This window comes from Pantoea sp. Fr+CA_20 (assembly GCF_024520835.1).
GTDB classification, from domain to species: domain Bacteria; phylum Pseudomonadota; class Gammaproteobacteria; order Enterobacterales; family Enterobacteriaceae; genus Pantoea; species Pantoea allii.
Window position 1 is genome coordinate 12,798 of sequence record NZ_JALNPN010000026.1, and the last position, 13,843, is coordinate 26,640.

At 53.5% G+C, this 13,843-nt stretch carries 15 protein-coding genes; 10 read left to right on the forward strand and 5 right to left on the reverse strand.

Annotation, left to right across the window (positions count from 1 at the left end):
* Positions 1 to 16 precede the first annotated feature (16 nt).
* The 3 genes from ysgD (at position 17) to NR177_RS21450 (ending at position 2,343) form a co-directional block, all read left to right on the forward strand.
* Entirely contained in the window at positions 17 to 73 is a 57-nt protein-coding gene (gene ysgD, locus NR177_RS24060; RefSeq protein ID WP_349887138.1) for a YsgD/CorL family protein, read from the forward strand.
* A gap of 167 nt (positions 74 to 240) precedes the next feature.
* Positions 241 to 1,194 carry a magnesium/cobalt transporter CorA gene (gene corA, locus NR177_RS21445; protein WP_014606985.1) on the forward strand — a complete coding sequence of 318 codons (954 nt, stop codon included), beginning with the start codon at positions 241 to 243 and terminating at the stop codon, positions 1,192 to 1,194.
* Positions 1,195 to 1,290: 96 nt separating this feature from the next.
* The gene (locus NR177_RS21450) at positions 1,291 to 2,343 is read left to right on the forward strand and encodes an AbrB family transcriptional regulator (RefSeq protein ID WP_063877903.1); all 1,053 of its coding nucleotides are present in this window, start codon (positions 1,291 to 1,293) and stop codon (positions 2,341 to 2,343) included.
* Here NR177_RS21450 and rarD read toward each other — a convergent pair.
* Together rarD and NR177_RS21460 are read right to left on the reverse strand one after the other, a co-directional pair.
* Positions 2,314 to 3,213, reverse strand: a complete 900-nt coding sequence (gene rarD / locus NR177_RS21455) for an EamA family transporter RarD (protein ID WP_256853601.1) — start codon at positions 3,211 to 3,213, stop codon at positions 2,314 to 2,316. The two genes, NR177_RS21450 and rarD, sit on opposite strands and share 30 nt — an antisense overlap.
* Before the next feature lie 120 nt (positions 3,214 to 3,333).
* Positions 3,334 to 3,711 (reverse strand): helix-turn-helix domain-containing protein, encoded by a 378-nt coding sequence (locus NR177_RS21460; protein ID WP_096012942.1) that lies wholly within the window; start codon positions 3,709 to 3,711, stop codon positions 3,334 to 3,336.
* Positions 3,712 to 3,944: 233 nt separating this feature from the next.
* On the opposite strand from NR177_RS21460, the gene NR177_RS21465 reads away from it, so the two are divergent.
* Entirely contained in the window at positions 3,945 to 4,418 is a 474-nt protein-coding gene (locus NR177_RS21465) for a nuclear transport factor 2 family protein (RefSeq protein ID WP_256853602.1), read from the forward strand.
* 58 nt (positions 4,419 to 4,476) lie between these two features.
* Here the strand turns inward: NR177_RS21465 and NR177_RS21470 are convergent, their stop codons facing one another.
* The gene (locus NR177_RS21470; protein WP_256853603.1) at positions 4,477 to 4,947 is read right to left on the reverse strand and encodes a thioesterase family protein; all 471 of its coding nucleotides are present in this window, start codon (positions 4,945 to 4,947) and stop codon (positions 4,477 to 4,479) included.
* Positions 4,948 to 5,137: 190 nt separating this feature from the next.
* On the opposite strand from NR177_RS21470, the gene pldA reads away from it, so the two are divergent.
* From pldA to rhtC, 3 genes are read left to right on the forward strand one after another with little or no spacing between them, the layout of a single operon-like run.
* Positions 5,138 to 6,013, forward strand: a complete 876-nt coding sequence (gene pldA / locus NR177_RS21475) for a phospholipase A (RefSeq protein WP_109717892.1) — start codon at positions 5,138 to 5,140, stop codon at positions 6,011 to 6,013.
* A gap of 23 nt (positions 6,014 to 6,036) precedes the next feature.
* Positions 6,037 to 7,863, forward strand: a complete 1,827-nt coding sequence (gene recQ, locus NR177_RS21480) for an ATP-dependent DNA helicase RecQ (protein WP_063877909.1) — start codon at positions 6,037 to 6,039, stop codon at positions 7,861 to 7,863.
* A 12-nt stretch (positions 7,864 to 7,875) separates the two neighbouring features.
* The gene (gene rhtC / locus NR177_RS21485; protein WP_096012943.1) at positions 7,876 to 8,499 is read left to right on the forward strand and encodes a threonine export protein RhtC; all 624 of its coding nucleotides are present in this window, start codon (positions 7,876 to 7,878) and stop codon (positions 8,497 to 8,499) included.
* Positions 8,500 to 8,576: 77 nt separating this feature from the next.
* Here rhtC and rhtB read toward each other — a convergent pair whose 3' ends face one another.
* Positions 8,577 to 9,200 (reverse strand): homoserine/homoserine lactone efflux protein, encoded by a 624-nt coding sequence (gene rhtB, locus NR177_RS21490; RefSeq protein ID WP_063877911.1) that lies wholly within the window; start codon positions 9,198 to 9,200, stop codon positions 8,577 to 8,579.
* Positions 9,201 to 9,314: 114 nt separating this feature from the next.
* Between rhtB and pldB the strand changes: the two genes are divergently transcribed.
* Both pldB and yigL read left to right on the forward strand, forming a co-directional pair.
* The gene (gene pldB, locus NR177_RS21495; protein WP_063877912.1) at positions 9,315 to 10,307 is read left to right on the forward strand and encodes a lysophospholipase L2; all 993 of its coding nucleotides are present in this window, start codon (positions 9,315 to 9,317) and stop codon (positions 10,305 to 10,307) included.
* Between the two features lie 54 nt (positions 10,308 to 10,361).
* The gene (yigL, locus tag NR177_RS21500; protein WP_063877913.1) at positions 10,362 to 11,162 is read left to right on the forward strand and encodes a sugar/pyridoxal phosphate phosphatase YigL; all 801 of its coding nucleotides are present in this window, start codon (positions 10,362 to 10,364) and stop codon (positions 11,160 to 11,162) included.
* A 40-nt stretch (positions 11,163 to 11,202) separates the two neighbouring features.
* On the opposite strand, the gene glpT is transcribed toward yigL, so the two are convergent.
* The gene (gene glpT, locus NR177_RS21505) at positions 11,203 to 12,543 is read right to left on the reverse strand and encodes a glycerol-3-phosphate transporter (RefSeq protein WP_096012945.1); all 1,341 of its coding nucleotides are present in this window, start codon (positions 12,541 to 12,543) and stop codon (positions 11,203 to 11,205) included.
* Positions 12,544 to 12,901: 358 nt separating this feature from the next.
* On the opposite strand from glpT, the gene NR177_RS21510 reads away from it, so the two are divergent.
* Positions 12,902 to 13,762: a carboxylate/amino acid/amine transporter gene (locus NR177_RS21510; RefSeq protein ID WP_063877915.1), complete on the forward strand. Its 861-nt coding sequence runs from the start codon at positions 12,902 to 12,904 to the stop codon at positions 13,760 to 13,762.
* The last annotated feature ends 81 nt before the right edge of the window (positions 13,763 to 13,843 follow it).

The window sequence follows — 13,843 nt, forward strand, 5'->3', positions numbered from 1 at the left end:
ATGAGAGGACAATGCCTTGGACACGCCCAGTCGATGCTGGCTCATTAACCTGGTTTTCAGGAATAACATCTAAGGCTATCTCATTACGCTGGTAGCCTTAGCGGTTATCAGCGACCTCCCTTTTTAATCCGTCGCACGAGTCAGCACTGATTTATCCTTTATCCGTGTTCAGGTTCGCGGGTCTGAATTCAGACCGGCCGACAGCGTTGTCCCATAAAGTCTGCAATGGGGAGTCTTGCTATGCTGAGCGCATTTAAACTTGATAACAGCCGCCTGACGCGTCTGGAACTGGAAGATGAAAGCGATAAACTGACCACGTCAGTTTGGGTTGACCTGGTCGAGCCTGAAGAAGGCGAGCGCGATCGCGTGCAATCCGAACTGGGCCAGAGCCTGGCAACGCGCCCTGAACTGGAAGACATTGAAGCCTCGGCGCGTTTCTTCGAAGATGAAGACGGCCTGCACATTCACTCCTTCTTCTTCTTTGAGGATGCCGAAGATCACGCTGGCAACTCAACCGTTGCGTTTACCATCCGCGAAGGGCGTTTATATACGCTGCGCGAACGTGAACTCCCCGCCTTTCGCCTTTACCGTATGCGCGCCCGTAACCAGACGCTGATTGATGGCAACGCTTATGAGCTGCTGCTTGATCTGTTCGAGACGAAAATCGAACAGCTGGCAGACGAGATTGAAAACATCTACAGCGCTCTGGAAAAGCTCAGCCGCGTCATCATGGAAGGCCAGCAGGGTGAGGAATACGACCAGGCGTTATCACGATTAGCCGAGCTGGAAGATATCGGCTGGAAGGTGCGTTTGTGTCTGATGGATACCCAGCGTGCACTTAACTTTTTGGTCCGTAAGGCACGTTTGCCAGGCAACCAACTGGAGCAGGCGCGTGAAATTCTGCGGGATATCGAGTCGCTGTTGCCACACAATGAGTCGCTGTTCCAGAAGGTAAACTTCCTGATGCAGGCAGCGATGGGCTTTATCAACATTGAGCAGAACCGCATCATCAAGATCTTCTCGGTGGTATCCGTGGTTTTCCTGCCGCCAACGCTGGTGGCATCCAGCTACGGCATGAACTTTGAATTTATGCCTGAACTGAAGTGGAGCTTTGGCTATCCTGGCGCCATTTGCCTGATGATGCTTGCAGGCCTTGCACCTTATCTCTATTTCAAGCGTAAAAACTGGCTTTAATCATCAGCACGGGCTGTTAATTCGGCCCATTTAGCTGGCCTGTCGCCTTAATTCTGCTAATCTACCCGCTCAATTTTCATAATTGATTGATTTTTTATGGACTCTCTTTCGTTGCGCTGGCAGTGGCTGCTGCTGTTAGTGTCATCTGTATTACTCGGTGCGATCTTCCAGTATTTTCACGTGCCTGCCGCCCTGCTGCTGGGGCCGATGATCGTTGGCGTGGTCATGGGCCTGTCCGGTGCCACACTGCGTATTAATAAGCGGTTATTCCTGCTGTCGCAGGCGGTACTGGGCTGCATGATTGCGCAGAGCCTGTCACCTTCTATCCTGACGCCGCTGTTACAGGACTGGCCTGTTGTGTTAGCGGTACTGCTGCTGACGCTGGCGGCCAGTGGCCTGTCGGGCTTTTTGCTGGTGCGTTTCAGCCCGCTTCCTGGTCCCACGGGCGCGTGGGGGTCTTCACCGGGCGGTGCCTCAGCGATGGTGGCGATGGCGGGCGAATTCGGTGCCGACGTGCGTTTGGTTGCTTTCATGCAGTATCTGCGTGTGCTGTTTGTTGCGGGCGCGGCGGCCATGGTGGCGCGTATCGGCCTGGGCGACGGCGGTCATGCGGGTTCACTGATATGGTTTCCCGCGCTTAACGGCGGTTTTCTGGTAACGATGTGCCTGGTCATCTGCAGCGCCTGGCTGGGGCCATGGCTGCGTATTCCGTCCGGGGCATTACTGATACCGGCACTGATTGGCGCCACGCTGCATTCAACCGGCACGGCAGTGCTGCAGATGCCTGAATGGCTGCTTGCGCTGGCGTACGCCTTGATTGGCTGGAGCGTGGGGTTACGCTTTACCCGACCGATTTTCAAACTGGCGTTAAGTACGTTGCCGCAGATGCTGCTGTCAATTTTTGGCCTGATGTTGCTGTGTGGTGGACTGGCCTGGATGTTAACCCGCGTTTTGCATATCGATCTGATGACCGCCTATCTCGCCACCAGTCCGGGTGGACTGGACACGGTGGCGATTATTGCTGCCGGAAGCCGGGTAGATATGGCGTTTGTGATGGCGATGCAGACTCTGCGCTTGTTCACTATTTTACTGACCGGTCCGGCAATGGCGCGCTTTATATCACGCTTTGCGCATACGGCTCCGCGCTGAAAATGCCACGGCATCCAGAATAAAGACCAGCAGCGCCAGCCAGATAAACCCAAAGGTCACCATTTTATCTGGCGTAACCGTTTCGCCATAAAACAGCACCGCCAGCAGGAACATCAGCGTCGGGCCAAGATACTGAAAGAAGCCCACCGTGGACAGGCGCAGTCGGGTACAGGCTGCCGCGAAGAACATCAGCGGAATGGTGGTGACGATGCCTGCGGCGATCAGCAGCAGGTTCAGGCTCATGGGATTGGCGCTAAGGTGGCTGGTACTGCTGTCGGCAACGCCAAACAGGTAGAGTGCGGCCAGCGGAAACAGCCACAGCGTTTCTATCAGCATGCCGCTCTGGGCATCGACCTGAATTTTCTTTCTCATTAAGCCGTAGAACGCAAAGCTGAACGCCAGGCCTAAAGCAATCACCGGCACAGAGCCAAATTGCCACAGTTGCAAAAGCACGCCGAAGGCCGCCAGGGCCACCGCCAGCCACTGCAGACGACGAAAGCGTTCACGCAGAAAAATCATGCCAAACACGACGTTAATCAATGGGTTGATAAAATAGCCCAGGCTTGCCTCCAGCATGTGCTGGTTGTTCACCGCCCAGATAAACAGCAGCCAGTTCCCCCCCACCGTGACCGCCGTGAGTGCCAGTAGCCACACTTTTTTGGGCTGACGCAGCACGCTTCTGACCTGGCCCCAACTGCGACTCAGTGTGATCAATAACAGCATGAACAGGGCTGACCAGATCACCCTGTGGGTCATGATTTCGGTAGCAGGAACGGCCTTGACTACTTTGAAGTAGGCGGGCGCAATGCCCCAAATGAAATACGCGCCAAGCGCAAAACCTATTCCCTGACGGGTTTGCTGGGTATCCATAACATATCCTGAAAATTCGTCCTGTACCGGAGGGCACTAAGGTGAAGTGGCGTGACAGAGGGCCGCAATATTACCGCAGTCTTCGTTATCTCTGTAGCCAGATAGGGTGATAAAACAGGGTCAGTCTTTATCCGGCTCAAGGGCGCGCTGGCGAGCAAGACAAATGGTCTGATGATTGCTGTCTGCCCACTCAATCAGTTGCTGCATGGGTTTGAGAAATGAACGGCCTAAATCCGTCAGGCTGTACTCAACCCGTGGCGGCACTTCCGGATAGAGCGTCCGCAGGATATAACCGTCCATTTCCAGCCGCTTCAGACTGCGCGACAGGACCTGGCGGGCGACATCCCCGATATGACGGTGAAGCTCATTGAACCGCAGCGTCTGTTCGGCCAGCGCCTCCAGAATCAATAAACTCCATTTATCACCTATCCGGTCAAGTACGTCACGGATGGGACAAGGTTGCTCGTAAGTAAAGGTTGCGGGTAAAGATTTTGGCATCGGTGAGTTCCTGCGCAGCGTCAATAGTCACGTTCACGTGACTGGGTCATCACAACGTGACTTCTTGTTAACCATTTTTGGCGAATGTAACATCCACAACGTGACCAGTCTATTTTTGTGACCTGGTGTGATATCAAAACCTGATGGCGAGTCTGGCTCATCTTTGGCGGCCTGTCAGGACTGACTTTCGGGCGCGTAGCGGTTAGCGCCATAACAAATGCGCAAGGAGAATAATGATGACCACCTTTCTGAAAAACCTGTTGCTGGCGGTAGGTATCCTGACAGCGGGCGCGGTTTACGCCGCGCAACCCGGCGACGGCCGCGATCTCAAGACGGAAGAGGCTAATCGTGCATTGGTGCTCAACTTCTATGATCAATTTTTTAATCACCATAATGTCGCAGAAGCGGCCCGGGTTGTGGCGGACGATTACCGCCAGCACAATCCCGGATTGCCCAATGGTAAGGCACCGCTTGTTAACTTTTTTTCCGATTTTTTCAGGAAAAACCCGCAGTCAAAAGCGCGCATCGTACGCAGTGCAACGGATGGCGATCTGGTGTGGCTACATGTGCAATCAACCAACGGTAAAAACGATCGTGGCCGGGCCGTGACGGATATTTTCCGGGTTAAAAAAGGAAAAATTGTTGAGCACTGGGATGTGGTTCAGGAGGTGCCTGAAAAATCGGCTAATGCGAATACCCTGTTCTGATGCCCATCTGACGTAGACGTGGGATGCCAGCGCGGCAGCCCCACGTTCCTTTTCCCTGTCAGCCTGTCAGATAAGTTGCCGTGGCGGTCGCCAGGTAGTCACCCTGCTGATTGTGTAATTCAACCCGTGCGACAGAGACTTTATTCCCGGCGCGCAGCAAACGGCTGGTGGCAATAAAACGCTCGCCCCGACCGGGACGCAGATAGTCAACCCGCATATCAATCGTTCCCATACGAGACAGCCGCTGGCGCAGCACCTCCTCGCGAATACTTTCATCACGCGTCAACGCATGACTGACGCACACCATACCCGCTGCCACATCCAGTACGGCGGCGGTCACACCACCGTGCAGGATCTGCTGAGCGGCATTGCCGACCAGCATGGTTTTGTTCGCAAAACTAATTTCAGCGTAGTCGGCGTCAAGGCGATCCAGCTCCAGGCCGAGAGCCTGATTAAACGGCATGTGATAAATAAAAATTTCACCGACCAGGCGGCGAGCTTCCTGCTGAGTCAATAGCACGGATGACATGGTGTTTAGTCCTGAATAGCTGGCAAATAAACTGTAGATGTTAACAAGTTGTTTATTCTATGCTTCGCTCGACAGGCTTTCCAGTTTAGGAAATCAGCGCTGATGTTCGCTCACATTTGTGTGTAGAATGTCCTGCTTTTTAAGACACCCTTTCGCTTTTATGAATACGCAGTTTTCACCGGAGAATCCTATGCGTAAGCATCGCGCCTTGCTGGCGGCAATGTTACTTCCTGCTTTGGCGCAGGCGGACGAAGCCACGATCAAACACGTTCACGACGCACCGCAGGTGAGGGGCAGCATTATTGCCAATCTGCTGGAGCAGCACGACAATCCGTTTGTGCTTTATCCTTACGAAAATAACTATCTGCTGTACACGTACACCAGCGACATCAATAAAGAGGCGATTTCCTCTTATAACTGGGCAAAAAACGCACGCAAAGACGAAGTGAAATTCCAGCTCAGCCTGGCATTTCCGCTATGGCGCGGCATCGTGGGTGATAACTCCGTGTTAGCGGCGTCTTACACGCAGCGCTCATGGTGGCAGGTATCGAATAAAAAAGAGTCGTCACCTTTCCGGGAGACGAACTACGAGCCACAGATTTTCCTGGGCTGGGCGACGGATTACTCTCTCGCTGGCTGGACGCTGCGTGATGTTGAAGTGGGCGTTAATCATCAGTCCAATGGTCGCAGCGATCCGACTTCCCGCAGCTGGAACCGCGTTTATACCCGCCTGATGGCGCAAAACGGTAATTTCCTGGTGGAGGTCAAACCCTGGTTCCGTATTTCTGAAAGCGCCAGTACGGATGATAACCCCGATATTACGAAATACATGGGCTACTACCGTGCCAAAGTGGGTTACGCGATGGGTGACAGCATTTTTAGCGTGGAAGGCAACTATAACTGGAATAGCGGCTATGGCGGCGCTACGCTGGGCTGGAGCTACCCGATTACTACGCACGTGCGTTTCTACACCCAGCTGTTCAGCGGCTATGGCGAATCCCTTATTGACTATAACCACCGTCAGACACGCTTGGGCGTAGGTGTAACGCTTAACGATTTGTTCTAATTAACCATTAAGTCAGGAATACAGTGGCAACCTCGGCAGTTCTTAATCAGGAAGCGTTGGCTAAGCAGGTATTGCAGGATACTTTTGGCTACCAGCAGTTTCGTCCCGGTCAGCAGGCCATTATCAATGAAGCGCTGAGTGGGCGGGATTGTCTGGTGGTGATGCCAACCGGCGGCGGTAAATCACTCTGCTATCAGATCCCGGCGCTGGTGCTCGAGGGGCTGACGCTGGTGGTGTCACCATTAATCTCTCTGATGAAAGATCAGGTAGATCAACTGCTGGCGAACGGCGTGGCTGCAGCCTGTCTGAATTCGACCATGACGCGCGAGCAGCAGCAGGCCGTGATGGCGGATTGCCGTAATGGGCGCGTTAAGCTGCTTTATATTGCGCCAGAACGTCTGATGATGGACAACTTCCTTGAAAGCCTGGCGCACTGGCAGCCCTGTATGCTTGCCGTGGATGAGGCGCACTGTATTTCGCAGTGGGGGCACGATTTCCGTCCGGAATATGGCGCGCTGGGTAAGATGCGCCAGCGTTTCCCCGATCTGCCTGTGATGGCCCTGACGGCGACCGCTGACGAAACGACCCGACTTGATATCGTTAACCTGCTTCATATGCAGGACCCACTGATTCAAATCAGTAGCTTTGACCGTCCGAACATTCGTTACACCCTGGTGGAAAAGTTTAAGCCGACCGATCAGTTGCTGCGCTACGTGCAGGATCAGCGGGGTAAGTGCGGCATTATCTACTGTAACAGCCGGGCAAAAGTCGAAGATACGGCAGCGCGTCTGCAAAGCCGTGGCCTGAGCGTCGGGGCATATCATGCCGGTATTGATAGCGCGCAGCGCGCCAGCGTACAGGAAGCATTCCAGCGCGACGATCTGCAAATCGTGGTGGCGACCGTGGCATTTGGGATGGGCATCAACAAGCCGAATGTGCGTTTTGTGGTGCACTTCGATATTCCGCGCAATATAGAATCTTATTATCAGGAAACAGGACGCGCCGGACGTGATGGCCTGCCTGCGGAAGCCATGATGCTCTACGATCCTGCTGATATGGCCTGGCTACGTAAATGCCTTGAAGAGAAGCAGCCCGGCCCGTTACAGGATATTGAACGTCACAAACTGAATGCGATGAATGCGTTTGCCGAAGCGCAGACCTGTCGTCGTTTGGTGCTGCTGAACTACTTTGGTGAAGGACGACAGCAACCCTGCGGAAACTGTGATATTTGCCTCGATCCACCTAAACGCTATGACGGCCTGGTGGAGGCCCAGAAGGCGCTTTCCAGTATTTATCGTGTCGGCCAGCGTTTTGGTATGGGCTACATTGTTGAAGTATTGCGTGGTGCCAATAATCACCGCATCCGTGAGCAGGGACACGACAAGCTGCCCGTGTATGGGCTGGGTAAAGAAAACAGCCATGAGCATTGGGTCAGTGTTTTGCGTCAGTTAATTCATCTGGGACTGGTTACGCAAAACATTGCTATGCACTCCGCGCTGCAGCTGACGGAAGCCGCCCGACCGGTATTACGCGGTGAAGTCCCGCTGATGCTGGCGGTGCCAAGACTGATAACCGCCAGACCTAAAAGCAGCGGGTCGGCAAAAGTCTATGGTGGCAACTATGACCGCAAGCTGTTTGCTAAACTGCGCAAGCTGCGTAAAGCGATTGCGGATGAAGAGAATATTCCTCCCTATGTAGTATTCAACGATGCTACGTTGCTGGAGATGGCTGAGCAGATGCCGGTCAGTGCGTCTGAAATGTTGAGCGTGAATGGGGTAGGTCATCGCAAACTGGAACGTTTTGGTAAGCCCTTTTTGCTGATGATTAAAGAACATCTCGATGAAGAGTAAAGAGGCGTTATCATGTTGATCTTGTTCAGTACCATTGCCCTGGTCCATCTTGTTGCGCTGATGAGCCCCGGCCCCGATTTCTTTTTTGTCTCGCAAACCGCCGCCAGTCGTTCGCGCAAAGAAGCCATGTTGGGTGTTTTGGGCATTACGCTGGCCGTTATGGTCTGGGCTGGGGTGGCATTAATGGGCCTGCATCTGATTCTGCAAAAGATGGCCTGGTTACACCAAATCATCATGGTCGGTGGCGGACTCTATCTGTTATGGATGGGATGGCAGTTAATCAGCTCAGCGCGCCAGCGTCATAAGCAGCCCGTCCAGCAGGAACCTGTCGCCGAGCTGCCAAAGAAAGGCAGAAGCTTTATTAAAGGCCTGCTGACCAACTTGTCTAACCCGAAAGCGGTGATCTACTTTGGTAGCGTCTTCTCATTGTTTATCGGTAACGATATGGGCGAGCTGGAACGCTGGGGGCTGTTCGTGCTGATAAGTGTCGAGACTTTTGCGTGGTTTTCTCTGGTCGCTGCTATTTTTTCCCTGCCGTGGATGCGGGATAAATATCAACGTGCTGCCAAGTGGGTGGATGGCGTGGCGGGCGTGCTGTTCGCTGGTTTTGGCATTCACCTGATCCTGTCGCGCTGATAACCGATTATCGGTCACTTCAGCGCCACTGCGGTAAGCCGCCGACAGGGTCACTGTCAGCGGCAGCCTCGGCCCGGTCAGGCGATACGTCTGGCGCTGGCGAGCAGTCCCCCAATCGCAATGAATAAGCCGCCGAAAATGCGGTTCATCAGCTTCATCTGCTTAGGTCCTTTAATCCATCCTGCAATGCGCGTGGCTAACGTGGCATAGCCAATCATAACCACGATATCCACCAGGACGGTTGTTACGCCCAGTACCAGATACTGCAGCATGAGTGGCTGGTGAGGCAGGATAAACTGGGGAAACAGCGCCGCCAGAAACACAATGCTTTTCGGATTGGTCAGGTTCACCATCACCGCCCGTTTGAACAGACGACGACGCGGCATGGCTTTCGACATGGCGTTAAGGTCAATAGCGCCCGCAGTGCGCCACTGTTGGATGCCCAGCCAGACCAGATAACCTGCACCAGCCCACTTTAAAATCTCAAACGCCAGCAGCGACTGGGAAAAGAGCGCCCCAAGACCGATCCCCACCAGGGCGATATGCAGTGCAAGACCGACCTGCAAGCCAGAAATAGACGCGACCGCGCCACGATAACCGTGACTGATGCCGGTGCTCATGGTGTTAATGGCACCAGAGCCGGGCGAAAGGCTAAGAATTGTGGTGGTAAGAAGATAGGTCAGCCACCATTCGATGGTCATGGGTTGTACTCCCTGTCGCGTCTGAAGTGTGACACAATACGCCAGAATGATGCGCAGGGCTACGGGCATCATGCGGCCGTTCAGACTCTTTTTTTTCGGCAACCAGGAGGGCGGATGAAGCAACACAGAGCAAGCTGGCTGCAACGTGAACAGGCGTTTGCCGCCTTTGCTACCGGCCCATTGCTTGATTTCTGGCACAGCCGTGAAGAGTGTGAATTTACCGGCGTTGAAAATCTGACGTTACGTTATGTCCGGTTCATTTCACCGAAACATAAGCGCGTTATTTTGATCGTACCCGGGCGCATTGAGAGCTACGTTAAATACCCTGAGCTGGCTTACGATCTGTTCCACTGCGGATTTGACGTGATCGTGCTCGATCATCGGGGACAGGGACGATCGGATCGCCTGCTGGACGACTCTCATCGTGGACATGTCGTGGAGTTTTCCCACTATGTTGATGATCTCGAAACGCTTTATCTCAAAGAGATTGTAAGCCGTCATTATCAGCAGCGTTATGCGTTAGCCCATTCGATGGGCGGGGCGATTCTGGCCCTGTTTCTGGCGCGTCAGCCTGGTGCGTTTCATGCTGCGGCACTGGTCGCGCCGATGTTTGGCATTGCTTTGCCGTTACCCTCTTTTCTGGCGCATAAAATACTCGACTGGGCGGAAAAAAGGCCTGCCGTGCGCGATGGCTATGCGTTAGGCACAGGGCGCTGGCGGGCGCATCCTTTTGGCATTAATCGCCTGACACACAGCCATGAGCGTTATCGGCGCAGCCTGCGTTTTTATGCGGACGATCCGGCCATTCGTGTTGGCGGACCCACTTATCACTGGGTTCGGGAAGGCATTCATGCCGGACGTAACATCTTCAGTCAGGTGGATAAAATGACGACCCCGCTGCTGCTGCTGCAGGCCAGCGAAGACAGCGTGGTAGATAACCGCTCACAAGATCTTTTTTGTACCGCCATGGCGGCGGCGGGGCATCCCTGTGAGGGACGCAAACCCCAGATCATTAAAGGTGCGCGCCACGAGATCCTGTTTGAAAAAGACAGCATGCGTGCTGAAGCACTCAATGCGATCGTCGATTTCTTTTTGTCGCATCATTAGTACTCCGTTTACATTACCGGCTACGGCCAACCGACACAGATACCCGAGGTTTTCATGTACCACATTGTTGTGTCCGACCTGGACGGCACACTGCTTTCCCCCGAACATCGCCTCACGCCTGATGCCCGCGAAACCTTGCAACAGCTGGTTGCACAAGGCATTCACTTTATTTTCGCCACGGGCCGCCATCATATTGATGTTGGGCAAATGCGCGACAAGCTGGGTATTCCGGCGTATATGATTACGTCAAACGGCGCGCGCGTGCACAATCCTGCAGGAGAGCTGATTTTTAGCCACAATCTGGATATGGATATTGCCCAGGATCTGTTTGGGCTGCAGTACCATCATCCGGAAGTGCTGACGCACGTTTATCGCGATGATGAGTGGTTTGTCAGCCGTTGCAGCCCGGCAGAGAAAGACTATTTTCGCGAATCCGATTTCCATTATCAGGTTTATGAACCGGGTATATTGCCGACTGACGGCATCAGCAAAGTCTTTTTCACCTGTGAAGAGCCTGAGCATCTGATTCCTATGGAGCTGGCGATTGAAGCGCGCTGGGGCGATCGCGTTAACGTCAGCTTTTCACTGCCGACCTGTCTGGAGGTGATGGCGGGCGGTGTTTCTAAAGGTCATGCACTTGAATCCGTAGCGAAACAGTTAGGCTTTACGCTGAAAGACTGTATTGCCTTTGGTGATGGTATGAACGACGTAGAAATGCTGAGTATGGCAGGCAAGGGCTGCATTATGGCTAACGCGCACCAGCGTCTGAAAGATACCCTGCCGGAGCTGGAAGTGATTGGCAGCAACGCCGAGGATGCGGTGCCGGCAACGCTAAGAAAGTTGTATTTATCGTAGCGCGCCTGCGCAGAAGGCCGGCGAACCGGCCTTCTGACGGTTACGCCAGTTTTTGTTTGTGTTTATGCTCGCTGACCATGGTGAGCAGTAACAAAATCACCGCCAGCACACAGCCCACAATCATCACCAGGAAGCCGCCATCCCAGCCAAAATAGTCCACCGTGTAACCCACAATGGCGCTGGCTGCGACCGAACCGCCCAGATAACCGAACAATCCGGTAAAACCGGCTGCCGTCCCGGCGGCTTTTTTCGGTGCGAGTTCCAGCGCATGTAGCCCTATCAGCATCACCGGACCATAGATCAAAAAGCCAATGATTATCATGCAGGCCATATCTACACCGGGATTTCCTGGCGGATTAAGCCAGTAAACCACCGTCGCGATGGTGACCAGCGTCATAAAGAACACGCCCGTCGCTCCACGGTTTCCGCGAAAGACTTTATCTGACATCCAGCCGCACAACAGCGTGCCGGGAATTCCTGCATATTCATAGAAGAAGTAAGCCCACGATGACTTATCCAGGGTGAAGTGTTTTACCTCTTTGAGGTACGTCGGCGACCAGTCCAGAATGCCGTAACGCAGCAGATAAACAAACACGTTTGCCAGGGCGATATACCACAGTAATTTGTTTGGCAGGACATACTTCATGAAGATTTGTTTTGCGGTGAATTCTTCTTCATGGCTCGCGTTGTAATCCGCCGGATAATCGTCTTTATAAGCCTCAACAGGCGGCAGGCCACAGGACTGTGGTGTATCTCGCATCAGCGCAAAGGCCAGGATTGCAATGGCAATCGCGCCGAAGGCGGGCATATAAAGGGCCGCTTTCCAGTCGTTAAACCACGCCATTCCCAGCAAAAACAGCAGGGGCGGAATTCCCCCGCCGACGTTATGCGCACAGTTCCACACCGACACAATACCGCCACGCTCTTTTTGCGACCACCAGTGCACCATGGTGCGTCCGCAGGGCGGCCAGCCCATTCCCTGGAACCAGCCACAGATAAACAGCAAGACAAACATCACCATAATGCTGGAGGTCGCCCAGGGAACAAACCCCATGAACAGCATCACGACAGCGGCCAGAATCAATCCGGCAGGTAAAAAAACGCGGGGATTAGAGCGATCCGATACCGAACCCATAATGAACTTGGAAAAGCCGTAAGCGATAGAGATGCCCGAAAGCGCAAACCCCAGATCGCCGCGCGAGAAGCCCTGTTCAACCAGATAAGGCATGGCCAGGGCAAAATTTTTCCTGACCAGATAGTAAGCCGCATAGCCAAAGAAAATACCGATGAAGATCTGCCAACGCAGGCGGCGATAGAGGGGATCGACACGATCCTCTGCCACCTGGGGCTGGTGTGGTGCAGGTTTAAAAATACTTAACATTATGGTGGCCCTCCGGGCGCATTATGGTTTTGATTCCCCAGCAGGTTGGGTCGAAACATAAAAAAATGGTGCTCGCGATGCACCATTTCGCGCAGAGAATAGACAGAGACAGTGCCGTTTACTGTGATGAATGACAAATTTGTTACAGTTTTATTACAGTAAAGCGCGAAAATGCCAGGCAGATGCGCTTTTTCGCACATTTTTGGCGGCAACAGGCGTGGTGTGGGAAGGATAAAACAGGCAGAGAGAAAAGATAACGCCTGAATGCCTGGTAAATAACCAGATGTAAACCAGATAAATCAGCTCTGATTCAGGACTTTGTTTACACTGACGCTCTGTTTATTTCGGGGTTGTTACCGTGCTTTTATTGATCGTTACTACCATTCTGTGGGCATTTTCTTTTAGCCTGATCGGTGAGTACCTTGCCGGGCAGGTCGACAGCTGGTTTTCCGTATTGATGCGCCTGGCGCTGGCTGCCATTGTCTTTCTGCCGTTCCTGCGCTGGCGTGGCTACCGGCCTTCAACGCTCTTGCTCTATATGCTGGTCGGGATGCTGCAACTGGGCATTATGTATTTACTGAGTTTTGAAGCCTATTTGTATTTGAGCGTGTCAGAATTCCTGCTGTTTACCGTGATGACGCCGCTCTATGTCACCTTGATCTACGACCTGATAAGTCGAAGGCCTCTGCGCGTCGGATACATTTTCAGTGCCTTGCTGGCCGTTGCGGGCGCGGCGATTATTCGCTACGACAAAGTCAGCGAAAACTTCTGGTTTGGTCTGCTGTTAGTGCAGTTAGCCAATATCTGCTTCGCGGCCGGGATGGTGGGCTATAAGCGTTTGCAGGAAACCCGGCCGATGCCGCAGCACACGGCGTTTTCGTGGTTTTATCTGGGCGCGGTGCTGATAGCTATTATTGCCTGGGCAGCCTGGGGCAATCCCAACAAATTACCCACGACGACGCTGCAATGGGGAATCCTTGTGTGGTTGGGCGTTGCGGCGTCGGGACTGGGTTATTTTATGTGGAACTATGGGGCAACGCAGGTCGATGCCGGCACGTTGGGCATTATGAATAACATGCACGTTCCGGCCGGATTGCTGGTTAACCTTGCGATATGGCAGCAAAAACCGCACTGGCCAAGCTTTATCGCAGGTGCCCTCGTGATTATGGCGTCGCTGTGGGTACATAAGCGCTGGGTAGTCGGTAACAGCGCGAAATAGCCGGGCTGACCTTAGCGGGAAAAAAGATCAGTGGGGGATGAGAAGGCGCGCCGGGCGCCTCGTCAGGCGAGTGATGCCTGA

What these genes read in the sequence shown, in the direction of transcription:
- NR177_RS21460 (WP_096012942.1), bottom strand. Translation starts at nt 3,711, where the DNA reads ATGCCAAAATCTTTACCCGCAACCTTTACTTACGAGCAACCTTGTCCC.
- NR177_RS21470 (WP_256853603.1), bottom strand. Translation starts at nt 4,947, where the DNA reads ATGTCATCCGTGCTATTGACTCAGCAGGAAGCTCGCCGCCTGGTCGGT.
- pldA (WP_109717892.1), top strand. Translation starts at nt 5,138, where the DNA reads ATGCGTAAGCATCGCGCCTTGCTGGCGGCAATGTTACTTCCTGCTTTG.
- corA (WP_014606985.1), top strand. Translation starts at nt 241, where the DNA reads ATGCTGAGCGCATTTAAACTTGATAACAGCCGCCTGACGCGTCTGGAA.
- pldB (WP_063877912.1), top strand. Translation starts at nt 9,315, where the DNA reads ATGAAGCAACACAGAGCAAGCTGGCTGCAACGTGAACAGGCGTTTGCC.
- NR177_RS21465 (WP_256853602.1), top strand. Translation starts at nt 3,945, where the DNA reads ATGATGACCACCTTTCTGAAAAACCTGTTGCTGGCGGTAGGTATCCTG.
- yigL (WP_063877913.1), top strand. Translation starts at nt 10,362, where the DNA reads ATGTACCACATTGTTGTGTCCGACCTGGACGGCACACTGCTTTCCCCC.
- NR177_RS21450 (WP_063877903.1), top strand. Translation starts at nt 1,291, where the DNA reads ATGGACTCTCTTTCGTTGCGCTGGCAGTGGCTGCTGCTGTTAGTGTCA.
- rhtB (WP_063877911.1), bottom strand. Translation starts at nt 9,200, where the DNA reads ATGACCATCGAATGGTGGCTGACCTATCTTCTTACCACCACAATTCTT.
- rarD (WP_256853601.1), bottom strand. Translation starts at nt 3,213, where the DNA reads ATGGATACCCAGCAAACCCGTCAGGGAATAGGTTTTGCGCTTGGCGCG.
- rhtC (WP_096012943.1), top strand. Translation starts at nt 7,876, where the DNA reads ATGTTGATCTTGTTCAGTACCATTGCCCTGGTCCATCTTGTTGCGCTG.
- glpT (WP_096012945.1), bottom strand. Translation starts at nt 12,543, where the DNA reads ATGTTAAGTATTTTTAAACCTGCACCACACCAGCCCCAGGTGGCAGAG.